This window comes from Filibacter tadaridae (genome assembly GCF_900609045.1).
In the GTDB taxonomy this organism is placed as follows: Bacteria; Bacillota; Bacilli; order Bacillales_A; family Planococcaceae; genus Sporosarcina; species Sporosarcina tadaridae.
Map to the genome: position 1 here is coordinate 83,309 of NZ_UXAV01000037.1, position 22,599 is coordinate 105,907.

21 protein-coding genes are annotated in these 22,599 nt (G+C 41.1%); 5 read left to right on the forward strand and 16 right to left on the reverse strand.

What is annotated here, in order from left to right; translation table 11 throughout:
* Positions 1-69: 69 nt before the first annotated feature.
* Positions 70-489 (reverse strand): hypothetical protein, encoded by a 420-nt coding sequence (locus tag FILTAD_RS07680; protein ID WP_124069896.1) that lies wholly within the window; start codon positions 487-489, stop codon positions 70-72.
* 155 nt (positions 490-644) lie between these two features.
* On the reverse strand, positions 645-2,363 hold the full coding sequence (gene acsA, locus FILTAD_RS07685; protein WP_124069897.1) for an acetate--CoA ligase: 1,719 nt from the start codon (positions 2,361-2,363) through the stop codon (positions 645-647).
* A gap of 175 nt (positions 2,364-2,538) precedes the next feature.
* Here acsA and FILTAD_RS07690 point away from each other — a divergent pair, with 175 nt between their 5' ends.
* The 3 genes from FILTAD_RS07690 to FILTAD_RS07700 are packed head-to-tail and all read left to right on the forward strand — an operon-like array spanning position 2,539 to position 5,002.
* Positions 2,539-3,171 (forward strand): GNAT family N-acetyltransferase, encoded by a 633-nt coding sequence (locus FILTAD_RS07690; protein ID WP_124069898.1) that lies wholly within the window; start codon positions 2,539-2,541, stop codon positions 3,169-3,171.
* Positions 3,172-3,191: 20 nt separating this feature from the next.
* Positions 3,192-3,839, forward strand: a complete 648-nt coding sequence (locus FILTAD_RS07695; RefSeq protein ID WP_124069899.1) for an acetoin utilization AcuB family protein — start codon at positions 3,192-3,194, stop codon at positions 3,837-3,839.
* Positions 3,809-5,002, forward strand: a complete 1,194-nt coding sequence (locus tag FILTAD_RS07700) for an acetoin utilization protein AcuC (RefSeq protein WP_427854292.1) — start codon at positions 3,809-3,811, stop codon at positions 5,000-5,002. Before FILTAD_RS07695 ends, FILTAD_RS07700 begins: the two co-directional genes overlap by 31 nt.
* A gap of 385 nt (positions 5,003-5,387) precedes the next feature.
* Here FILTAD_RS07700 and ccpA read toward each other — a convergent pair whose 3' ends face one another.
* Entirely contained in the window at positions 5,388-6,386 is a 999-nt protein-coding gene (ccpA, locus tag FILTAD_RS07705; RefSeq protein ID WP_124069900.1) for a catabolite control protein A, read from the reverse strand.
* Positions 6,387-6,453: 67 nt separating this feature from the next.
* Positions 6,454-7,539 (reverse strand): bifunctional 3-deoxy-7-phosphoheptulonate synthase/chorismate mutase, encoded by a 1,086-nt coding sequence (locus FILTAD_RS07710; RefSeq protein ID WP_124069901.1) that lies wholly within the window; start codon positions 7,537-7,539, stop codon positions 6,454-6,456.
* Positions 7,540-7,827: 288 nt separating this feature from the next.
* On the opposite strand from FILTAD_RS07710, the gene FILTAD_RS07715 reads away from it, so the two are divergent.
* Positions 7,828-9,840, forward strand: a complete 2,013-nt coding sequence (locus FILTAD_RS07715) for a cell division protein FtsA (protein WP_238988183.1) — start codon at positions 7,828-7,830, stop codon at positions 9,838-9,840.
* A 190-nt stretch (positions 9,841-10,030) separates the two neighbouring features.
* Here FILTAD_RS07715 and FILTAD_RS07720 read toward each other — a convergent pair whose 3' ends face one another.
* The 9 genes from FILTAD_RS07720 to FILTAD_RS07760 form a co-directional block, all read right to left on the reverse strand.
* Positions 10,031-10,786 carry a YtxH domain-containing protein gene (locus tag FILTAD_RS07720; RefSeq protein WP_124069903.1) on the reverse strand — a complete coding sequence of 252 codons (756 nt, stop codon included), beginning with the start codon at positions 10,784-10,786 and terminating at the stop codon, positions 10,031-10,033.
* 200 nt (positions 10,787-10,986) lie between these two features.
* Positions 10,987-11,475: a DUF948 domain-containing protein gene (locus FILTAD_RS07725; RefSeq protein ID WP_124069904.1), complete on the reverse strand. Its 489-nt coding sequence runs from the start codon at positions 11,473-11,475 to the stop codon at positions 10,987-10,989.
* Positions 11,476-11,649: 174 nt separating this feature from the next.
* Positions 11,650-12,972 carry a UDP-N-acetylmuramate--L-alanine ligase gene (gene murC / locus FILTAD_RS07730; protein WP_124069905.1) on the reverse strand — a complete coding sequence of 441 codons (1,323 nt, stop codon included), beginning with the start codon at positions 12,970-12,972 and terminating at the stop codon, positions 11,650-11,652.
* 212 nt (positions 12,973-13,184) lie between these two features.
* Positions 13,185-15,674, reverse strand: coding sequence for a DNA translocase FtsK (locus FILTAD_RS07735; RefSeq protein ID WP_124069906.1), 2,490 nt, complete (start codon positions 15,672-15,674; stop codon positions 13,185-13,187).
* Positions 15,675-15,768: 94 nt separating this feature from the next.
* Positions 15,769-16,374 carry a YtpR family tRNA-binding protein gene (gene ytpR, locus FILTAD_RS07740; RefSeq protein WP_124069907.1) on the reverse strand — a complete coding sequence of 202 codons (606 nt, stop codon included), beginning with the start codon at positions 16,372-16,374 and terminating at the stop codon, positions 15,769-15,771.
* The gene (locus tag FILTAD_RS07745; RefSeq protein WP_124069908.1) at positions 16,371-17,189 is read right to left on the reverse strand and encodes a DUF1444 family protein; all 819 of its coding nucleotides are present in this window, start codon (positions 17,187-17,189) and stop codon (positions 16,371-16,373) included. The genes ytpR and FILTAD_RS07745 overlap by 4 nt, the downstream gene beginning before the upstream one ends.
* Before the next feature lie 22 nt (positions 17,190-17,211).
* Complete coding sequence (locus FILTAD_RS07750) at positions 17,212-17,730, reverse strand: hypothetical protein (protein WP_124069909.1); 519 nt, start codon at positions 17,728-17,730, stop codon at positions 17,212-17,214.
* Positions 17,731-17,806: 76 nt separating this feature from the next.
* Positions 17,807-18,328 carry a DUF84 family protein gene (locus FILTAD_RS07755; RefSeq protein ID WP_124069910.1) on the reverse strand — a complete coding sequence of 174 codons (522 nt, stop codon included), beginning with the start codon at positions 18,326-18,328 and terminating at the stop codon, positions 17,807-17,809.
* Positions 18,329-18,401: 73 nt separating this feature from the next.
* Complete coding sequence (locus FILTAD_RS07760) at positions 18,402-19,475, reverse strand: M42 family metallopeptidase (RefSeq protein ID WP_124069911.1); 1,074 nt, start codon at positions 19,473-19,475, stop codon at positions 18,402-18,404.
* Between the two features lie 173 nt (positions 19,476-19,648).
* Between FILTAD_RS07760 and FILTAD_RS07765 the strand changes: the two genes are divergently transcribed.
* Entirely contained in the window at positions 19,649-19,963 is a 315-nt protein-coding gene (locus tag FILTAD_RS07765; RefSeq protein WP_124069912.1) for a PepSY domain-containing protein, read from the forward strand.
* A gap of 48 nt (positions 19,964-20,011) precedes the next feature.
* Here FILTAD_RS07765 and FILTAD_RS07770 read toward each other — a convergent pair whose 3' ends face one another.
* The 3 genes from FILTAD_RS07770 to FILTAD_RS07780 form a co-directional block, all read right to left on the reverse strand.
* Entirely contained in the window at positions 20,012-20,857 is an 846-nt protein-coding gene (locus FILTAD_RS07770; protein ID WP_124069913.1) for a YtnP family quorum-quenching lactonase, read from the reverse strand.
* A gap of 66 nt (positions 20,858-20,923) precedes the next feature.
* The gene (gene trmB / locus FILTAD_RS07775; protein ID WP_124069914.1) at positions 20,924-21,571 is read right to left on the reverse strand and encodes a tRNA (guanosine(46)-N7)-methyltransferase TrmB; all 648 of its coding nucleotides are present in this window, start codon (positions 21,569-21,571) and stop codon (positions 20,924-20,926) included.
* A gap of 33 nt (positions 21,572-21,604) precedes the next feature.
* Positions 21,605-22,576 (reverse strand): nuclease-related domain-containing protein, encoded by a 972-nt coding sequence (locus tag FILTAD_RS07780; RefSeq protein ID WP_124069915.1) that lies wholly within the window; start codon positions 22,574-22,576, stop codon positions 21,605-21,607.
* Between the last annotated feature and the right edge of the window lie 23 nt (positions 22,577-22,599).

Genomic DNA, 22,599 nt, shown 5'->3' on the forward strand with positions numbered 1-22,599 from the left:
TTTTGTCGTTGTTTTTTTATGGATTCATAGTAAACATACAGTTTTGTTAACGGTGTGTGGTTTTCATTTTTAGGAAGGAGGTTTGTCGCCATAACCGATTTCCACTTTAAACGCCTTCGGATTAAATTTGTTTTTCATTATAATACCATTTAGAATGCTTTTTATTTTGCTTTGTTTTTGTTCAGTAATTACTTCGCTATCTGGTAGGACAATTTTAAGCCAAATATCATCTTTGGAATACACCATTGCTGCAATGGAATGGCTGTATCCCGCATTTTTTATTTCTTTCCCTGCTTGGCTTAGGAACCCACCATCATTACCAAAGAGTTCAATAAAGTCATCCAATTCTTTTTGTTCCTTTTTGGATAATTGTGAACCATTGTTATTAACTTCTTTCCCTGTTCCTGAAGCCTGAGTATAAATTAACAAAGTCGCTAGTAACAGAAAAAGTGACCCGAAAGCAATTACACGGAACTTCCCTTTTCCCACGCTGACACAGCTCCTTTTTTAAAGGTATGCTTGCAGGTAGGAATATATATGTATAAGAACTTTGAATAACTTCGGCAAACGCTAGTATCAAACAAAAAGCCAACCTGCAAATCGTCTACAGACGATAGGAGGTTAGCTTTTTCCATTATATAAATTTAGACTTCCATTGTAGATAAATCGCCAGCTGGCAAATCGAGTTCCCATGCTTTTAATACACGTCGCATAATTTTCCCGCTTCGTGTCTTTGGTAAACTATCTTTGAATTCAATTTCGCGCGGAGCCGAATGTGCAGCGAGTCCTTTTTTGACAAACTGGCGAATCTCTTCTTTCAACTCGTCCGTCGGCTCGTACCCTTCATGAAGCGCCACAAACGCTTTAATAATCTCTCCACGCACGGGGTCCGGTTTACCGATAACGCCCGCTTCAACTACGGCTGGATGCTCTAAAAGCTTACTCTCGACTTCAAACGGTCCTACCCGTTCACCACTCGTCATAATGACATCATCGACACGTCCTTGGAAGAAGAAGTATCCATCTTCATCCATGTAAGCCGAATCGCCGGATACATACCATTCACCATTCACGAAATAAGAATCGTACTTTTCAGGGTTGTTCCAAATCTGACGCATCATCGCTGGCCACCCTTTTTTAATGGCCAAATTACCCATCTGATTCGGCGGAAGAATGTTGCCTTGATCATCAACGATTACTGCCTCGATGCCTGGAACCGGCTTGCCCATCGAACCTGGTTTAATGGGTAGACATCCAAAGTTACAAATCGTCTGTGCACCCGTTTCCGTCATCCACCAAGTATCGTGGATCCGCTGCTTAAATGCATCCATTCCCCACCGGATAACTTCCGGATTGAGTGGTTCTCCGACAGAAAGAATATGACGTAGAGAGCTAAGGTCATTATTTTTCATCGGGCCCTCTCCAGCCCCCATCAACATACGGAAAGCGGTAGGCGCACTATACCATACGGTTACACCATACTCTTCAATCGCTTCATACCAACCCTCCGTAGAGAATCTTCCGCCGACAACGAGCATCGTCCCACCTGCCAGCATGGGACCGAAAATACCATATGCCGTGCCCGTCACCCAACCTGGGTCTGCCGTACACCAGAAAATGTCTTCATCATTCAGATCAAGTACCCAACGCGTAGTTTGTAACTGTTGTACCATCGCTTCTTGTACATGCAAAACGCCTTTCGGTTTCCCCGTTGACCCCGAGGTATAATGCAACAAAGTCGGGTCTTCTTTATCCATCCATTCAACTTGGAAGCTGTGCGATGCGTTTTTCATATGCTTATTAAAATCTACAATCATTCCATCCTCAACAATATTTTCACCGATTAAGAAAATCGTTTTCAAATGAGGTAATTTATCAACCGGAATCCGATCAACTAGTTCGGGTGTCGTAATGATTGCCTTCGCTTCGCTATCAGAAAGTCGATCAAAAATTGCCCCTTCCATAAAGGCTTCAAAAAGAGGGCCAACAATAACACCAAGTTTTAACGTTCCGATTAACGAAAAATATAATTCCGGTGAACGCGGCATGAAGATAAAAAGCCGATCTCCTCGTTCAAGAGTGGAATGATTACGTAATACATTTGCGGATTTATTCGTCATTCTTTTCATTTGATAATACGTATATGCTTCTTTCCGATTTCCGTCCTTGTAATACAATGCCACTTTGTTTTTACGATAAGATTCTGCATGCCTGTCCACTGCTTCATGAGCAATGTTAACTTTTCCACTCTCATGCCAACTAAATTGTTTTTCCGCATCCGCCCAACTGAACGCTGCAACTGTCTCATCATAATCTCTTAACTGGTAATCTCCTTGGACAACTGGTAATGTCTTAAATTCCATTGCTCTCATCCTTTCTGAAACATTCACACTTTTCATTCTACAGTAGTTTTGCAATGTTTTGTAACTTTTTTTGCTTTTTCAAATTATTTTTAAGAAGGCACATCCATATGCTTTTCCTTCTTTCAATTTGTTGTATACTGGAAGTATGTACAGTCAAAGTTAGGCGGTGTTCGTGTTGGAACATGTAAAAACATATAATGCAATGGAAATTAAGCATACGAAAGGGAATGTCATCGTCGAAGGGCCTATTTCTTCGGAACAACTAGAAAGCCTAGATTTCCATGAAGATCTGGTTGCATTCAGACCCCCTGCTCAACAACATAAAGCGCTCGTAAAAATAGCTCGACTTCCAGAAGGTCGGATTATTATCGTACGAGAATTGAACATGATCGTCGGATACGTCACCTATTTATATCCTGATCCTTTAGAGCGCTGGTCAGAAGGGAATATGGAAGATCTTATTGAACTTGGTGCAATCGAAGTGATTCCAAAATTCAGAGGTGGCGGCGTTGGTAAATCGCTATTGCGTGTTTCCATGATGGATGATGCCATGGAGGACTATATCATTTTGACTACAGAATATTATTGGCACTGGGATTTGAAAGGAACGAAATTGAACGTTTGGGAATATCGGAAAGTGATGGAGAAAATGATGAATGCCGGTGGACTGGAATATTATGCAACTGATGACCCGGAAATAAGTTCGCATCCCGCTAACTGTCTAATGGCAAGGATTGGAAAAAGAATCGATCAAGATTCAATCCAGCAATTTGACAGCTTACGTTTTATGAACCGTTTTATGTATTGAACTGAAAGAAGGTTAACCATATGCTAATTGAAGAGATTATGAATGAAAATGTCATTTCGCTTTCTCCTGAGCATTCCGTAAAAGATGCTCTTCAAGTAATGCGAGATAAAAAAATACGGCATATTCCGCTACTAAATAATGATAATATCCTAGTAGGGATTGTAACGGACCGCGACTTAAAAGAAACAATCCCCTCACTATTTTCTGACAATGGGGAACAGCATATTTATGATACAAAGCTCGCAGAAGTCATGACCCAAGATCCCATTATTGGTCACCCAATGGATTTTGTTGAAGAAGCAGCCGTCACATTTTACGATAATCACATCGGCTCTTTGCCGATTGTTTCCAATAATAAACTTGTTGGAATCATCACCGAAACAGATTTACTTTACAAATATATTGAATTGACAGGCGCCCATCAGCCCGGTTCACAACTTGAAGTGCGCGTGCCAGATGTACCGGGAATCCTTTTTGAAGTATCCAAAATATTTCATGAACAGAAATCGAATGTCCTAAGTGTCCTTGTCTATCCTGATAAAGAGAATGAAATGAGCAAAATTCTAGTCATCCGTGTGAAAACGATGAATCCGCTTACAATTATTCAAGGATTGAAAGACAGTGGATTCGATGTCCTATGGCCAAACGTTCCGGGTATAACTTTATGAAAAAGGATGCCGCTTTCGTTTTCTCTGAGGAACAGCTCAATTATTCCTTTTCGGACACCCACCCGTTCAACCAAAAAAGAATTCTTCTAACACTCGACTTACTTCGTAAATCAGGTGCCATTTCAGAGACAGACATCATCGCCCCACGTATAGCCACCGATGAAGAATTACTTCTTGCGCATGACGGGAAATTCATCGATATTGTTAAAAAGGCGGGAAAAGGTGAAGTCAGTGAAGAACTGGGTGCCGTGTATGGCATTGGAACGGAAGACACACCAATCTTCCCAAATATGCACGAAGCAAGTGCCCTTCTTGTGGGTGGAACACTGACAGCAGTAGATGAAGTGATGGAGGGTCGCGCAAAGTATGCATTGAATCTAGGTGGTGGATTACACCATGGCTTCAGTGGGCGCGCGTCCGGTTTTTGTGTATACAACGACAGTTCTGTAGCCATCAAATACGTACAAAAGAAATACAACGCACGTGTCCTTTATATCGATACAGATGCTCATCATGGGGACGGTGTTCAATGGAGTTTTTACGATGATCCCGAGGTTTGTACACTTTCTATCCATGAAACAGGTCGCTATTTATTTCCGGGGACAGGAACAATTACGGAACGTGGAAACGGAAAAGGCTACGGCACTTCATTCAACTTCCCAATTGATGCATTTACGGAAGATGAATCTTTTTTGAATACTTACAAAACAGCAATTGCAGAGGTAGCTGCATTTTTTAAACCTGATGTTATTCTTACGCAGAATGGTGCGGATGCCCATTATTTTGATCCATTAACGCATCTATATGGAACAATGGAAATTTATAAAGAAATCCCACGGATTGCACGTCAAATCGCTGATCAATATTGCGAGGGCCGCTGGATTGCCGTAGGGGGCGGAGGTTACGACATTTGGCGTGTCGTACCAAGAGCATGGGCCCATATCTGGTTTGCCATGAACGATAAACCCGCACCCACGGGACCACTTCCAAAAGACTGGCTTACTACGTGGGAAAAAGAATCGCTCGTACCGCTTATTCCTACGTGGGAAGATCCCAATCCCCTTTATAAACCCATACCACGAAAAGCAGAAATAACTGACAAGAACGCACAAATGCTTAGCAAGGCCTTACATATGATCCGCAATGAACAAAAGAATAAATAAATCATAGTGAATCCGGTGTCAGCAACCGGCACCGGGTGTGATACAACCCAGCGAAGGCGCCTTCAGGGGTAGCCGAAGCAATAAGACTGACAGTGAACTCCTGTCCGGCTTATTGCGAGAGGCATCCCCAAGCGCCGAAGCGGGATTCAATGGAATTCTTTATTTAGTGAAACCGACACCGGGTATACAATACAAACCAGAGAAGGCGCCTTAAAGGGGTAGCCGAAGCAATAAGACTAACAGTGAACTTCTGTTCGGCTTATTGCGAGAGGCATCCCCAAGCGCTGAAGCGTCTTCTATGGACTATTTAATTCAACTCACCGAATTAAAAAAAGGACAATTCATTTGGAATGTATAACCTACTTCCAAAGAATTGTCCTATTTCTTATTTCAAAGAATTTCGTTCTTCAAATCTAAATGGCAAAATGACCTGTTCCTCGTCAACCTCTTCACCATTCATTAGCTTAGTTAAAAGCCTCATTGCCACAGCCCCTAAATCATAGAGCGGTACCGCAACTGAAGTTAATTGCGGTCTGACAATCCTTGCTAAAAATGAATGTTCAAAACAGATAATCTCATAATCAGTCGGTACGGATAAACCATCATCCCTTATTCCATTTAACACGCCCACAGCGAGTACATCATTTGCTGTTAAGATTCCCGTAGGATTCTCTGCCAAATTCTTGATCTGCTTCCAGGCTTCATAAGCACTATCATATGTATCATCAATTTCAATGATGAGGTTTTCATTGACAGTAATCCCCGCGCCTTGTAAGGCACGGATATATCCTTGTTTTTTACATAGTCGGTTTATATCACTTCTGAATGAACCTGAAAGGAAAATAATTTCATTATGACCGTTTCCAATCAGTTTATTGACAGCGTCAAATGCAGCTTGCTCATAGTCAATATTGACAGATGCCAACTTGTTTTGTTCATCCAATGTACCAGCTAATACGATTGGTACAGTGGCGGTAGCCATTTCTGCCCGAACTTCTTCGGAAATTGAATCGCTCATGAAAATCAGTCCATCCACTTGCTTTCCTAGATGGTCTTCAATCAATTCAACTTCTCTAGCGGTGCGCTCATCAGAGTTTGAAAGAATGATATTGTATTCGTACATTGTCGCTATATCCGCTATTCCACGAGAAAGTTCTGCATAGAAACTTTTCGAAATATCCGGAACGATTACACCGATAGTTGTCGTCTTTTTACTAGCAAGTCCTCTTGCAACTGCATTCGGGCGATAGCCTAGTCTTTCTATGCAATCGAGAACCTTTTTCCTTGTTACGGGCTTTACATTCTGGTTACCGTTAACGACACGGGAAACTGTAGCCATTGAAACGTTTGCTTCCCTCGCAACGTCGTAAATCGTTATCGCCATTTTGCAGTCCCCTTTCCATTTTTTCTTCCATTGAAAACGCCGGATCCATTAAAGGTCCGGCGTCCAATCATGCGTAAGTTTTATGCGTATTCATAAATTCTAGAATCGAATCATAAAAAGCATCGAACTGCGGCAGATCCATTTGTTGTGCCGAATCAGACAACGCAACCGCTGGATCAGGATGCACTTCCGCCATAACGCCATCTGCACCGACTGCGATTGCAGCTTTTGCAGTAGGAAGTAATAGATCTTTTCTTCCCGTTGAATGAGTCACATCAACATAGACAGGTAAGTGTGTTTCCTGTTTCAAAATTGGAACCGCTGATATATCCAAAGTATTTCTAGTTGCACGTTCGTACGTACGGATACCACGTTCACAAAGAATAATATCGCTATTTCCTTTTGAAATGATATATTCTGCTGCATGGATGAATTCATCAATTGTAGCCGCAAGTCCTCGTTTCAATAGTACAGGTTTCCGAACCATCCCTGCCTCTTTCAATAACTCGAAGTTTTGCATGTTACGTGCACCAATTTGAATGACATCAATATAATCCATTGCTTCCTCAAGGTGTGAAGGTGTAATAATTTCCGTGACGACTGAAAGCCCTGTTTCTTCAGCTACACGCTTCAGAATTTTTAGCCCTTCAAGACCAAGTCCCTGGAAGTCATATGGTGAAGTACGAGGTTTATACGCTCCGCCTCTAATCATCGTTAAACCTTTTGCTTTAATAGATTGTGCGACAGCTAAAACTTGCTCGTACGATTCAACTGCACATGGTCCGAAGATAAATGATGGTGTGCCATCACCAATCTTGTGTCCATTAATATCGACAATCGTATCCTCCGCTTTACGTTTACGGGAAACAAGTAACGCATTTCGCTGATCGTCTTCCTGTATTTCAAGAGCAGACATGAAAATACCTTTAAAAATTTGTTCAAGAATTCCATTGGGTAAAGGACCATTATTGTACTCTTTCAGGAAATTAAGCATTTCCCTCTCACGTAGCGGGTCATACCTGGTTACACCTTGCTTTTCTTTAACTTTACCAATTTCTTGAACAACCGCTGTTCTTTCATTGATCAAATCTAAAACCTTGATGTTCAGTTCGTTAACTTGTCCACGCAATTCTTCGAGTTCATATTGTTTCATCAGTCCTTCTCCTCCCTATACATATCATTCACTTTCCGAAGAGAGGAATATATGTTACATTTTTAGATAATAGACCTAGTATAAAGAATATAAATTGAAAAGTCACGTTCTTTCTTTTTATTCTTCTCTTAAATTGATTTTTATCTACAGAAAGGATGAATAATTCTGGATACTACATTATTTGCACTCGACATCGGAACCCGTTCTGTCGTCGGTATCATCCTTAAAGAAAACAACGGAGTCTATCACGTTGCCGATCTCGTATCCATCGAGCATAAAGAGCGTTCGATGATTGATGGTCAAATACATAATATTATAAGTGTCGCAAATGTTATTTCTGAAATAAAGGAAATACTCGAGGAAAAACATGGACCGCTCAAACGGGTAAGTGTTGCCGCTGCCGGTCGTGCTTTAAAAACTTCCAAAGGCTCAATGTCTATAGATATTTCGGAAAGCGCATTAATTGCCGATGAAGACGTCAATCGATTGGAGCTTGCAGCCGTTCAACAGGCTCAACAAAAACTATTGTCTTCTGATTCAATATCAAAAGATGATTATTATTACTGCGTCGGCTACTCTGTCCTTTATTACAAACTGGATGGTGAAGAAATTGGAAACTTGATTGATCAATCGGGGCGCTCCGCTTCTGTTGACGTTATTGCTACATTCCTTCCCCGTGTCGTTGTAGAATCATTGCTCTCTGCGTTGAAACGAGCGGATTTAGACATGGAAGCACTTACGCTTGAACCGATTGCGGCTATCAACGTCCTCATTCCACCTTCCATGAGAAGGCTGAACGTGGCCCTCGTAGATATAGGTGCAGGAACGTCCGACATTGCTATAACCGATAACAACACGGTTGTCGCATACGGTATGGTGCCTATAGCGGGGGATAAAATCACTGAGTCACTCAGCAATCATTATTTGTTGGACTTCCCCCTTGCTGAAACTGCAAAGAGAGCTATTTCAACCAAAGATGAAGTACTTATTACAGACATTCTTGGATTTGAACAATACATCCCTTCAGATGAAATGATAAGTGTACTAAAACCTGCAATCCAACGACTAGCACAATCGATTTCCAGTGAAATTCTAAAACTCAATAACAGTCTCTCACCAAAGGCGGTCATGGTAGTTGGGGGAGGAAGTTTAACCCCCGGACTTACACGTGAAATCAGCATTTGTCTGGGACTTCCCGAAAACAGAGTCGCTATTAGAGGCTTGGATGCGTTGACAGGCGTCACATTTGAGCAAGGAATCCCTTCATCTCCCGAACTTGTAACACCAATCGGCATTGCAATTGCGGCTAAAAGAGCACCCATTCACTATATGACTGTATTTGTGAATGATAAAACGATACGACTTTTCGAGTTAAAAGAAATGACAATTAGTGATGCATTACTTGCAGCAACTATTAAGGCAAAGCAATTATACGGAAAGCCGGGACTCGGAATGACCGTATGTGTAAATGGCAATGACATGATTATTCCGGGGGAACATGGTTCTCCTTCAATACTCTTGCTAAATAACTTGCCAGCAAGTTCGAAGGATTTCATCAAAGACGGGGATTCGATTGAATTAATACTTGGAAGTGACGGTAAAGATGCATCAATTTTAGTTCGTGATCTTCTTGAAGATGTCGTTCCGATTCATGCAACCATTGATGGGGACCCCGTCCACCTGGAGCCGACCGTCACGATTAACGGGGAGCAGAAACCAATTGACTCTTCAATCCAAGACCGGGATACGATAACGGTTACACATGTACATACACTGTCAGCGGCACTGCAGGCACTTAATAAGAGCCAACTTCTAAATACTAAAGCATTTACAGTCTCAATTGATAATAAAGAGGTGTCTGTAAAAAATAGGACTACCAGTTTCTTTCTTGGAAATATGACAATTAGTCCTTCCCATATTTTAAAGGAAGCCGATGAAGTAACACTACAAGAGCCATCTCTCCCGACAGTGGAAGAGGTAGCGGCCGAATTAAACATAAAAATCTCAGATACTATAACTGTCACTTTTAACGGGGCAAAGATACGTATTCATAAGCCGCGGGTTGTTATATCAGTAAATGGGCAACCTACTGATATAACAACGAGTGTGTGTCCAGGTGATCACCTGGAGTTCGCAACAGTAAGTGATGACCTAATATCATTTAGCGATGTTTTCTCATTCGTTGACTATACCTTGCCTGCGACTAGGACAAGTAATTATCAACTACTTCGAAATGGATCTGCCATCGATTTTAATAATCCGATTTTTGGCGGAGACATATTGGAAATTAGATTTAACTAGAAGAGCTACAGTGCCTTTGTAGGTGCGACAGGCATAAGACGGATCCGACCGTGTGGCGTCCTTTGCCACAAAGGGCTAGGGGCTTATGACCCGAGGCTGAAATTAGCCAATTAGAATAGCGACAGCGCCTAGACATTCAAGTAAAAAAAGTCCATTTGCAAATTAAGCAGATGGACTTTTTTTACGCCTATTATTTTTTGTTTTTATCTTCGACCTCTGAAACATAATTTTGGTTCGTTATTTTATCTTTGCCCACATTTTCACTATTATCATACGTTACATTACTGTTACCGGTCGATTGACTCTTAAGTGAGTTATTATTTGTGTCTTTTGCATCTTTGGAGACCTGGGTTTTCAACGTATCAGCAGTTGATTTCACTTTTTGCTTTCCTTTTTCAAGTGTATCTTCGACCTTGGAAACCGCAGTGTCGATGAAGTCGATTGCCTCTTCCCCTTCAGAGGATGCTGTTCCATCATCCATCGGGACAGAAGTTTTCGATGCCATGGATTTTACTTTGTCTACAAGTAGACCAGATTGCTCTTGGAACGTCTTTGATAACCCTTCAGTCTTTTCTTTCGCCACTGAGGAAAATTCAGTAGCTTTCTCTTTTGCAACCGCACTGATTTCTATACTCTTATCTTTAAACTGTGTTGCTTGGCTAGAAAAGTCGTTACGCATTTCACTACCTGATTTCGGTGCTAAAAAGAGTGCTGCTGCTGCCCCGATTACGCCACCGACAAGGGCACCGAAAAGGAAACTGCCTGCTCCTGAGCTATCATATTCATCATAGAACGAATCCGTATACGTTTTTCTACTATAATCATAATTTGTTGGTAAATAAGACGGCTGTCCATACGTATTTTCAAGCTGTGTACCCCTTGGATTATACTCATGGTTCACTTGTGGGTCGTTGTAATTCGGTTTCATTTTATGATCTTCAGTCATGTCTAATTCCTCCAATTTAATAGCTTTTTTGGTTCTATATAAGTTGAAATAAAGATTCCATTCAAAACCGCTACGGCGGCTTCGGATATGCCTCCCGCCACAATCCCGAATGCTTCGCTGTCAGTCTTATGACGAGAGGCCGACTCTTGTAAAGCGCCTTCGCAATTTTCATACAGACTCATTAATCCAACATATATATTTTACGAGTGATCTGTGGGAGCTGGTAATTTCTTCTGGCCGGGTACTGGAGCATACGTCGTCCAGCCACGGGAGCTCCGGGGTTTACGTTCCTTCACTTTTTCCATAATATCGATTACTACGTTACTCCATTGGACTACTTGAGCAATCTTTTCACTGTTACGTTCGGCTTCAGTGGTAATCGTCTCAGACACTCTTCGAACCGACGAATTTAACCCAGTAACAGATTCGCCTACCCCTTTCACAGCATCGACAACAGAATTTAGTTTCTCCGCTTTCATTTGAATATCTTCAGCAAGAGCATTCGTCTTATGAAGAAGTTCTGTCGTTTCAGTTGTCACTCCTTCAAGTTGGCTTGATAAACCATCCATTGTCCCAGAAACAACTTTTAACGTGTTTTTCAAAGAAAATAGTGTCACTGCGAGACTTATGCATAATATTAAAAATGCGATTGCAGCGACGATGGCCGCTATGTACAGTAAATTATCCATGGCACTTCCTCCTCAGTCAACTAGCTATAAGCATATATTCCCTCTTACACAGGAAAATAAACATTATGCTCTATAGTATAGATTCGACATCTTTTTCCGTTTTCCTTCATAATTCAAAAAAACATTTTTACTCAATGTACATAATGCCTAAAAAATTATAAAAAAACAGCCCATTCAACTTGAAAAAGGCTGCTCTTTCGTATTAAGGTAATCTTTAAAAGCGTTCATGTACTTCTGAATATCACCAGCACCCATGAACAGATAGACAGCCCGCCCGTGTCTTTCAAGACTTGAAACGCTTTGAATATCAAGGTAGTTAGCATCTTGAATCTTTTCTACCAATTTATTGATTGTCAGGTTTCCTGCATTTTCCCTTGCGGACCCAAAAATATCACATAAGTATACATGGCCTGCAGTTGCTAAACTTTCTGCAAATTCCTCCAGAAGAGCAGCAGTTCTTGTGTAAGTGTGCGGTTGAAAAACAGCAACAATATCATGATTCGGGTATTTTTGTTTTGCCGATTGTAAAGTTGCTTTAATTTCAGTAGGATGATGAGCATAGTCGTCCACTATAATATGTCCAGCGGTTTCAGTCACCGTGAATCTTCTTTTCACGCCATTGAATGTAGAAAGTCTTTCCTCAATGATTGAGGCTTCCACCCCTTCATAATGGCACAATGCGATAACGCCTAAAGAATTCAAAATGGCATGATCGCCTGTGAGCGGAGTTCTAAACGTATGATAAAACTCATTACGAACAAAAACATCAAAAATTGAACCCTCGGCTGTTTTCGTAATATTTTTCGCCGAAAAATCATTCGATTCATCGAATCCATAATAGACAACAGGTACATTCGCATGAATTTGCTGCAGTTGAAGGTCATCGCCACAGGCAATGATTGCTTTCTTGACGCGTAAAGCCATTTCACTGAATGCATTCATGACGTCATCCATATTTTTGAAGTAATCAGGATGATCAAAATCAATATTCGTCATGATTGCGTAATCAGGCTCATAGGCCAGGAAATGCCGCTTGTATTCACAAGCCTCAAATACAAAATATTCACTACCATTCGGCCCTCTCCCTGTTCCATCACCAATCAAATACGATGTAGGAGCATGACCGGATAGAACATGAGCGAGAAGGCCTGTTGTAGAAGTTTTACCATGCGAGCCTGTAACGCCAACAGAAGTGAAACCCTTCATATAATTTCCAAGGAAATCATGATAACGTATAACCTCAAGTCCAAGTTCTTTCGCTTTCAAAAGTTCGGGATGACTATCAGGGAAAGCATTTCCCGCAATAATAGTCATACCCGGTTTTATATTATTTTTATCAAACGGTAAAATCGGTATAGTCATTTCCCTCAATGGTTCTTCTGTAAAGAAATACTTCTCCACATCTGATCCTTGCACTTCATAAGCAGAATCATGAAGAATCTGTGCGAGCGAACTCATTCCAGATCCTTTGATTCCAGTAAAATGGAACAATGTCATCATGCAACCTCCTGGGACTATTTCTATTCCCCTCTAGTAAATCTTACATGTAATTCTTAACCTATATAGATTGATGTAACGAATCCTTCCAACACCGCTCGGCGCTTGGGGATACCTCCCGCGATAAGCCAGTAGACGCTTTCGCTGCAGATTATGTAGGTATATTTGTTCAACAAATATACCTACAATTCACTTTTATTCAATACGGATTTTCATATCTGCTTATCTAATCGTTCCGAATGCCCCGTAATTCGCGCTATATCATTTTCCGTCAAATACACATCCCGTGCTTTACTTCCTTTTTGACCAGAAATGAAACCACTTTTCTCCATTCGATCCATCAGTTTTGCAGCACGGTTATAGCCAATACTGAAATTACGCTGCAACAACGAAGTGGACGCACTACCTTGCTCCATTATGAATACGCATACCTCATCAAATAACGAATCCGTTTCCTCTTCCTCAACGCTACTCGCAAGTAATTCTTCCTGACCGAATAAGTAGTCCGGCTTCGCTTCGTTCCTAACGTGTTCTATTATACGTTCTATTTCTGTATCCGTGACAAATGTACCTTGTAGTCGCACTGGCGATGATTTGCCATTACCGATATAAAGCATATCCCCTTTTCCAAGTAGCCTATCTGCCCCAGGCGTATCGATTATTGTCCTGGAATCGATTTGAGATGAAACTGAAAATGCAATTCTTGTCGGGATATTCGCTTTAATCGTACCTGTTATGACATCTACAGATGGACGTTGTGTCGCAATGATTAGATGTATACCACACGCTCTTGCTTTTTGGGCAATTCGACTGATGGAAACCTCAACATCTGCAGGTGCTATCATCATCAAATCAGCAAGTTCATCGATTACGATTAAAAGATAAGGCATTTTCAACGAGAAACGTCTACTCTCTATGACCAATTTATTGTAGCGTTCGATATCTCGAACTCCTGCATGCGCAAGCAATTCATAGCGACGTTCCATTTCTGCCACTGCCCATTTCAACGCCGCAGTTGCCGCCTTCACATCTGTGATGACGGGGCTAATTAGATGCGGTATCCCATTATACGGGGCAAGTTCTACCATTTTTGGATCAATTAGCATCAATTTCAAGTCTGTAGGGGCTGCTTTGTACAAAAGACTTACAAGTATTGAATTGATGCAGACGGATTTACCTGAACCGGTAGCCCCCGCTATCATACCGTGAGGCATTTTCCGCAAATCAAGCGTAACAGGCTTACCTGTTAAACTAAGACCTAATACTGCCTCAAGGGGTGACGTTGAGGATTTGAATTCATCTGTTCTGATAACTTCGGATATCCTGACCGGCCTTGTTTTACGATTAGGTATTTCAATGCCGATGGAACTGGTTCCCGGAATCGGCGCTTGGATTCGTATGTCTTCGGCCGCTAGCGCAAGTTTCAAGTCATCTGTTAAGTTTCTGACTTTGCTTACTTTCGTTCCTTGGCCGACAGTCAATTCAAATCTTGTCACGGTAGGACCTTGCATGGCTTCGATAACATTTGCCTGAACCGCAAAATAAGATAATGCTTCTTCCAGTTTTTCTGATTGAGACTCCAACCACTCCGTATCCTCGATTTGCAATTCCGGAGCAATTAGATAGTCCAATGATGGGAAGGCATAGTAAGGCTCTTCTTCTTCGCTTTCAATCTCACTTACGATTTTATTATCCGAAGAATCCGCAACCGTTTCTTTCACCTCTTGTAGTTGAGTAATCGGCTTTTCCGGTTTGTGATTGGTTGGCGCACAGTATTTCTCCACATCATTCTCTTTTTTCGGTTGAGGTTTTATCTGTTCATTAACATGTAGTTTTTCTTTATCAGATTTCAGCATCATTACGTTAAAAGGTACAATTCGTTCCGTTCTTTTTTCAGGTATCAATTCCGCTTCTGCTTGTTCAACTTTTTGTAATTCACTTTCATTCGTTTCATTCAATACTTCTTCACTAATATGTACCGGTTCGTCAATAGTAATTCCATCGGTATATTCCTTTTCCAGATTGAGTTTTTCTGTTTCAATACGATTAGTTGGTAGATTCGATTCTTCAATGGGTGATGCATCTAGTTTTATTTCTTCTTCAAAAGGTATTACTTTTTCAAGTTCCACAGCGGATTTTACAAACTCTATTTCTTCTTTAATAACAGTCGGCATCATCTGTTTTTTCGGAGTTAAAAACCCATATACAGGGGATGGGACTTCACTTGGTAAAAAAGGACGATTGGAACGTTTTTGTATAGTTTCTTTTTTATCAGATTGATATTTTTTAGTTTTTTTATCTACAACGGGCGAAAAGTCATTTCGCTTATATTCTTTGTCTACTCTGTATTTGGGAGTTGAACCGGATTTAAATACTTTGCCCGAAGGTTGCTCTCCTAACCATCTATCATTTTCATAGAGTGGTATCGGCACATAGTCGTCCTCTTCTGGTGTTTTACGCGTTACGGACTCTTGGAAATCCCTTACTACTGGCGGCTCATCATCATCCCATCCATATATTTCCGCATCTGAAACAATTGGAAATCGAAAGGAAGGTTCTAGTGTTTTATCTATTTTGTTTATCGGTTCAACGTTTTCATTATCATGATCATCATAAATAAATTCTTGTGTATTATCTTCTTCCGGACCAAACAGCCGATTAACGATTATTTTCAACCAACTCAAGTCTATCACTCTTTTCATGTCAATCACTCTATTTTAACAGCACTCACCCTTCTAAATCAAATCAATCTACAAAATAAGAAAAACGTACCACTTCGGCACGTTTTCTTTGCACTCATTTAGTAAATGGTACACCCACTACAGAATTATTTTCCAAAACAAGAATTCCTTTTTCCTCAGGTGCATCCGGTAATGCAAGTTCCTTCGCAGAACAGATCATTCCAGTTGAGGTGACTCCACGCAATTCAGCATCACGTATAATCATCCCTGATGGCATCACTGCACCGACTTTTGCTACGACAATTTTTTGTCCTTCGTCGACATTTGGCGCCCCGCATACAATTTGTATTGTTTCGTCACCGATATCGACCGTACAAATATTCAACTTATCTGCATTAGGGTGCTTTTCCTTTTTCAAGACATGCCCTATTACGAATTTCGGGGAAAGGTCAACATCAAATTCAATTGCAACCTCATTTTTCTTAAGCGCTTCTTTAATTTGTCCTACCAATTCAGCTGTTAGTTCAACTTGTCCATCTAATTCAACAGATACATACGTCGAGGCATTGAATAGATTGAATCCAACAAGTTCACCCGTAGACTCATCATAAATCAAAGTTACTTCTTTCTCCGATTTCGTTACCAAAACTTGTGGACGTGTTGAAGTCAGTTGGACAAGTAATACATCCCCAACTCCGTTGTTATTATAAAATACGTTCATTTTTTCTTTCCTTCCCTTCTTGCCAAACGATTTTTACCCATGATGAAAATCGGCTCAAGTTCCCCGTCTTCATAGATGAAAGACAAAGACGTAACCGGTACAGCGCCTGTTGTGAAGAAATGCATCGTCATTTGTGCAAGGACGTCATATCCCGTATCGTTCCGGATATCGCCAATGATAAGAACATCCTGATGTGGAACTGAAACAGTCATATGTCCTTGAATCTTACCTTCCATCTCTTTCAAAAACGCACTATTTAGTATCCTGCTGGCATCATAACCATCTTTATTGTTGACAAAGTAAAAGATGTTGTCAGACACTGCGTCTTGCTTCATCGATGTAGGTAATGAACGCACACGAAACAGGGCAGATTCCATGATTTCCGTTTCAGATTGACCAATTGACTCAAGCATGCTTTCATCAATTAACCGATATGTCGTCCCAAGATCGAGTGCGTAGTATATACGCGTCTCAGCCGTATGACTTTTCGTAAGGAACTTATGACCAATAGATGTCTTTTCAGGAAATGATGTAGATCTGATAACAGGATAGATGGTAAGATTTTCACCGAATCCTTCAGATTGTTCTTTTTCCATCGCACTAAACGTTTCATTTATCGTATAGACTATCTCTTCGATTGCAGTTTCTTTCTTTGTCTCGTACTTCGCTAGAATTTCTGGAAGGGATATGTCCATTCCATTTTTCAAAAGTTTATGTTCCAAGCGGACTTTATCGGTTTTCCGATCAAAACGCCACTCAAAATGTTCGGAAGGAAGACGTACCTTCAAAGTTTCAACAAGTTCTTCAGATTTCATAACTCTTTGGACCTCCATTCAATTAGAAATCCTGCTTAACTGAACGCACGATTTCCATCATCTTTGTTAGTTTTTCTTCAATCTTCTTATTTTTAACCAGTGTAGTCATCTTTGCCCCATCAACTGATGCAATCAATTCTACCTGATCTTTTCCATTTTGGACAACTGCTGCGAAACCAAACACGCCATCATCAGTGAAAGTTGCCTCATCAATAATTTTTTTGTTCGGATTAGCTTGCAGTAGATCATAAAATAATTGACTACCCTTTTTCTCATTCGGATTAATAAAGAGAATATATGTATCTTCTTTATTCGTGAAAACAATATTTTGAGCATCCGATTTGTCACTCATTGCAAATCCCGCTGGTTTATAAATTTTGACATCGGCAATCTCTTCTGTGCGTTCCTTTATGTCTAGGTCAAACGCTTCTTTAGCCGCTTTGATTCCCGTGGCTGCATTTTCTTCAAGCGACTGATTACATCCAGCTAGAAGTAGCACGGACATCGACGTCAGGAATAGGATTTTCCATACCCGGAACATTCGATTTCCCCCTATCATTAAATTGAATTCCTTCCTCATTTTAATGATATCGCCGCACAGTTGCAACCTCAGCGAATTATTCCATCTTCATATGATAGATATACTGACCTGCAAGTAGCTGTAAAATATGCACAAACAACTCTTTGCGGTTCACAGCATGAGCTGTCAGCATCCCCATTGCACCTTCTTTTGTGCGAATGCCACTTGCTTGGAAGTAATCATCGACAACAGGTCCTAGCTCTTTCCCCGCCAAGACCTCCATCGCAATTTCTTGTGGCAACGGTATTTGGGCGCCTCCAGCAGTGAAACGCGTTCCATCAGGCAAGACTATCGCACCCCAGTTGCACATGTACATTTGCTTGCCAATCATCCGTACACCGCCTTCCAGTCCGATTCCAATGACGCCTTCTCTCATCACTGTTGACCGCAATGCCCGGTTAATAGCACCTAATTTTGTTTCTTCATCGCCAAATGGTTGGTCGGCCACCCCGGAACCCACCTCCGAATTGGATACTACAGCGTGAGGAAAATAAGTTAGTAAGACTTGATTTGCCGCATTCAATTTTGCTTGGTTAGTTGTACCAATTACAAATTCCATTTCTACACATCCTTTTTTAGCATAAAAGGCCGTCCTTCACCCCAACTAGAAGGCACGGACGGCTTTTTTTCAATCAGACGTTATTCTTAATCGTTTCTACAGTCGTTTTATCACATGCTTTAACAAGTTTTACTAGAAGCTCTTTTGCCGCCGCATAATCGTCAGTATGGATGATGGAGCCAGATGTATGGATATAACGTGAACAGATGCCTATGACAGCACTTGGAACGCCCTCGTTAGCAATATGAACTTGACCAGCATCCGTGCCGCCCTGTGAAATGAAATACTGATACGGAATATGATGTGTTTCGGCTGTATCTAATATAAATTCACGCATACCACGGTGTGTAACCATCGTACGGTCAAAAATACGAAGCAATGTCCCTTTACCTAGTTGCCCAAACTCGTTTTTATTACCCGAAGCATCATTTGCAGGGCTTGCATCAAGTGCAAAGAAAAGATCGGGATTAATCATTCTAGCTGCCGCTTGTGCGCCACGGAGACCTACTTCTTCCATTACATTTGCACCTGCGTACAAATTATTCGGTAACTTTTCACCGTGTACTTCTTTCAACAATTCTAATGCAAGTCCGCAACCGTAGCGGTTATCCCATGCTTTAGCAAGGATCTTTTTATCATTTGCCATCGGTGTGAATGGACATATAGGAACAATCTGTTGACCGGGACGTATTCCGATTTTCTTGACGTCCTCTCTATCATCCGCGCCAATATCAATAAGCATATTTTTAATATCCATCGGTTTGTTTCGCATTTCATCACTTAACAAATGAGGGGGAATGGAACCGATCACCCCAATGACAGGACCGTTTTCTGTTATGATTTCAACACGTTGCGCTAAAAGTACTTGGCTCCACCAGCCGCCTAGAGGTTGGAACCGGATCATTCCGTTATCCGTAACAGCGCTCACCATGAATCCGACTTCATCCATATGACCCGCAACCATGATACGTGGCCCATCTTCTGGTCCTTTACGAACGCCGAAAATACCACCAAGATTGTCTTGGATCAAGTCATCGGAATACTTTTGAAGTTCGCTGCGCATATACTTACGGACTGCATGTTCATTTCCAGGTGCTCCAGGTAATTCTGTTAATGTCCTGAACATTTCAAGTGTGTTTTTTTGCATAATGATAGCCCCCTAATGATGTATGTACTTTAATTAGTATAGTCGATTATTCAGAAATCTACCATTCATTCAATTCGATTACCGAATTATTCAATTCTATCGATAAGTCTATGTAATGGTTGTGACATTTGTGGTACACTAATTTCAAATCTGATTTAGGGGGTTGAACCATTATGAAAATGAAAGATTTCCTAGCTGGTGTACTAACGGGTGTTGCAGCAGGGGTTGTTGTCAATGAAGCCGTTGATAGGATATCCCAGAACGTTGCAGCGGATTCCGTGTTAAACACGATTAAAGATGCATTCAAAAAAGAAGGACCCATTGACGGATCCTGGATTGTGATGAAAACTGAACCTTATACGAACAATGTCATTACAATGGACGTATATAAAGGCGGTATTTCCCGTATTGTAAACGGCGAACTTGAGCAATATGAATTTACAGCAGATGCAAAAACAGGAACAGTTGTTGAATTGACAAAAAACTAAAAAACCGTCACACGCCTAAGCTAGTTAGGGTCGTGTGACGGTTTTCTTTTAGCATGTTCTTCGGATAGACTCCTCAATCACTTTCCCACTTTCATCCCATTTAACCAGTCTATAAACTGCATCATGGTAAAAAATGAACCGGTAACCGCCTGCCAAAGCTTCTTTCATCAATTTTTCTTTTGCAAAGATCGATGTCATCGGATAGTCATCATATGCGAGCACCCACAGTGGGTTACTGTGCGCGTGCGTCGGCATGATATCACTCATATGGAGAATCGTTTCGCCCTCTTGCGTTAGTTTAATAATGCAATGGCCGTTACTATGACCCCCTGTATGAATCATCTCAATACCTGGGAGAACGGTTAGACGTTCTCCAAACGTCTTCACTTGATGCTGCACGGCTTCCCAGTTCTCTTTCCAGTATGTATTTCTGGACCGGATATTCGGGTTGCGCATTTCATCCCATTCGATTTGTGAAGCGTAAATTTCAGCATTCGAAAAAACAGACACAAGCTTATCATCTCGCCACTCTGTCAGACCAGCGGCATGATCATTATGTAAATGCGTCATGAGAACGATATCGATATCCTCAGGTGTCAAATTTAGCTCCGCAAGACTTTCTTCAACTTTCGTCTCTTGCGTCACGCCAAGATTACGTTTCATCTTTTCATTCAGCTTGCCTTTTCCTATACCCGAATCAATTAAAATGTGTTTACCCATGTATCGGATAAGAATCGGGTCCGTGGTAAGTTCTATCAAGTTGTTATCATCCACTTCATAGCGTTTAGACCAAAGTACTTTCGGAGCAACACCGAACATCGCTCCTCCATCCAAATAATTGACTCCCCCATTGAGCCACGTTAACTTCATATCGTGAAATGTATACATATCCATCAAAACAGCCTCCCTTTTCCCTCTTGTTGAATTCGGTGCCAGTAACTGGCACCGGGTGTGTCCAATTTATCTATTATCGAATTGAGACTCAAGGCGGTAGATAGGTTGCCCCTTTGCCGAGAACTTCTCTTCGTATTCCGTCATGATGTTATCTTCAGGCATCTCTACATGTAAGTCGAGCGATACATACCGTAATTTCATGCCATAATCAGACATGGATACAAGCGAATACTCAAAAAGTAGGCGATTATCCGTCTTGAAGTGGACTTCTCCCCCGGGAATGAGCACTGTTTCGTAGAGGTTTAAAAATGACTCATGCGTCAATCTTCTTTTCGCATGCCTAGTTTTAGGCCACGGATCGGAAAAGTTCAAATAGAGTCGATCAATCTCCCCTTTTTCAAAAATATCCACAAGCTTATTTCCATTTGCCCGGAGCAGACGTAAATTAGATGGCTTATCCGCCTCAATCGCCTTTTCCAATGCCGAAACCATTACATTGTCAAAGTGCTCAATCCCAATATAATTTACATCGGGATTCGCTTTTGCCATCCCGATTACAAATTGACCTTTACCAGTACCTACTTCAACATGAATCGGGTTATTATTGCCAAATAATTGATGCCAGCCTTCTTTTACTTGTTCAGGTTCCAAAACCAGAATGTCAGGATGCTCTTCCATAAAATCTTTTGCCCATGGTTTATTGCGTAAACGCATTGTTCTACACTCTCATTTCTATACTTTTTTCATTCATTCCACTTCGTTTTCATGTTCATATTCAATTTCGTCAAATAGACGGCTAATTGACGTCGACTGACCTAAATCCAAAATCGCTTGTGCTGCTTTGAATTGAGTGGATTTTAAGGGTATTATTGATTTTTGCAAAGCTAAAAACCATTTGTCATACGTTCTTCGATCTATAATGTCCATATCGAAAGCAGCACCCGGATGATCTATATAGCCATTACGCGATACTAAGTACTTTCGAACGGGAAATTGAATATCGCGTCCTTTGAATATGCCTGATACAATACTTTCCATTCGATTCAGCCCAATAAGCGGATTAAGTAGCTTCGTCTCTTTTTCTCCATGCTTTTTCACCCAAAAACGATCACCACTACCAATGAACGCTGCGACATTTTCCTGTTCAAGCACAGTGATACACACGCATTCAACAGGCGTCACAATAATTATGTCAAGCTCAACAGGTGCTTTTTTCAGTACGAGAATCGGATGATAAAAAAGAAGATAGCTATCCGGTAATTGTAATGAAAAACTACGTAATAACGAATCACGCATGTAGCGTGCATCAATGCGCGACTTGTCCATTAACGTTGAACTTGCCCACTTAATTTGAAAATGAAATAGTTGGTTTAGATAAAGTTCTCGTAATTGTTCAACAGTTTCCGGTGTATAGACCAAATTCGGGTTAAACCCGAAATCATCATCTTCCGGTTCATTTTTTTGATCCTTTGCATCTTGCTCTTCTTCAACCACTTTACGTTGCCCGAACAAACGGAAGAGGGGAGAAAACGACTTGCCCTCTTCCTGTTCCACTTTTTCGTTCACTTGCTGCCATTCAGATAGGTCTGCACCATGCTCCCATTGTTTTTTCATACGCTCCCATTGATACTTTTTCAAACGGATATATTGGGTGGGATAGCGTGACAGATCACGTTCATAACGAGACACATAATCGAGTAGTTTTACAAGTTGCGCCATCTTCAATCACTCCACTATCATTC

Bases quoted from the DNA above. Each gene is read 5' to 3' on its own strand.
- acsA (WP_124069897.1), bottom strand. From the start codon at position 2,363: ATGGAATTTAAGACATTACCAGTTGTCCAAGGAGATTACCAGTTAAGA.
- FILTAD_RS07695 (WP_124069899.1), top strand. From the start codon at position 3,192: ATGCTAATTGAAGAGATTATGAATGAAAATGTCATTTCGCTTTCTCCT.
- FILTAD_RS07700 (WP_427854292.1), top strand. From the start codon at position 3,809: ATGGCCAAACGTTCCGGGTATAACTTTATGAAAAAGGATGCCGCTTTC.
- ccpA (WP_124069900.1), bottom strand. From the start codon at position 6,386: ATGGCGATAACGATTTACGACGTTGCGAGGGAAGCAAACGTTTCAATG.
- FILTAD_RS07710 (WP_124069901.1), bottom strand. From the start codon at position 7,539: ATGAAACAATATGAACTCGAAGAATTGCGTGGACAAGTTAACGAACTG.
- FILTAD_RS07715 (WP_238988183.1), top strand. From the start codon at position 7,828: ATGATTGATGGTCAAATACATAATATTATAAGTGTCGCAAATGTTATT.
- FILTAD_RS07720 (WP_124069903.1), bottom strand. From the start codon at position 10,786: ATGACTGAAGATCATAAAATGAAACCGAATTACAACGACCCACAAGTG.
- FILTAD_RS07725 (WP_124069904.1), bottom strand. From the start codon at position 11,475: ATGGATAATTTACTGTACATAGCGGCCATCGTCGCTGCAATCGCATTT.
- murC (WP_124069905.1), bottom strand. From the start codon at position 12,972: ATGACATTGTTCCATTTTACTGGAATCAAAGGATCTGGAATGAGTTCG.
- FILTAD_RS07735 (WP_124069906.1), bottom strand. From the start codon at position 15,674: ATGAAAAGAGTGATAGACTTGAGTTGGTTGAAAATAATCGTTAATCGG.
- ytpR (WP_124069907.1), bottom strand. From the start codon at position 16,374: ATGAACGTATTTTATAATAACAACGGAGTTGGGGATGTATTACTTGTC.
- FILTAD_RS07745 (WP_124069908.1), bottom strand. From the start codon at position 17,189: ATGAAATCTGAAGAACTTGTTGAAACTTTGAAGGTACGTCTTCCTTCC.
- FILTAD_RS07750 (WP_124069909.1), bottom strand. From the start codon at position 17,730: ATGTTCCGGGTATGGAAAATCCTATTCCTGACGTCGATGTCCGTGCTA.
- FILTAD_RS07755 (WP_124069910.1), bottom strand. From the start codon at position 18,328: ATGGAATTTGTAATTGGTACAACTAACCAAGCAAAATTGAATGCGGCA.
- FILTAD_RS07760 (WP_124069911.1), bottom strand. From the start codon at position 19,475: ATGCAAAAAAACACACTTGAAATGTTCAGGACATTAACAGAATTACCT.
- FILTAD_RS07765 (WP_124069912.1), top strand. From the start codon at position 19,649: ATGAAAATGAAAGATTTCCTAGCTGGTGTACTAACGGGTGTTGCAGCA.
- FILTAD_RS07770 (WP_124069913.1), bottom strand. From the start codon at position 20,857: ATGGATATGTATACATTTCACGATATGAAGTTAACGTGGCTCAATGGG.
- trmB (WP_124069914.1), bottom strand. From the start codon at position 21,571: ATGCGTTTACGCAATAAACCATGGGCAAAAGATTTTATGGAAGAGCAT.
- FILTAD_RS07780 (WP_124069915.1), bottom strand. From the start codon at position 22,576: ATGGCGCAACTTGTAAAACTACTCGATTATGTGTCTCGTTATGAACGT.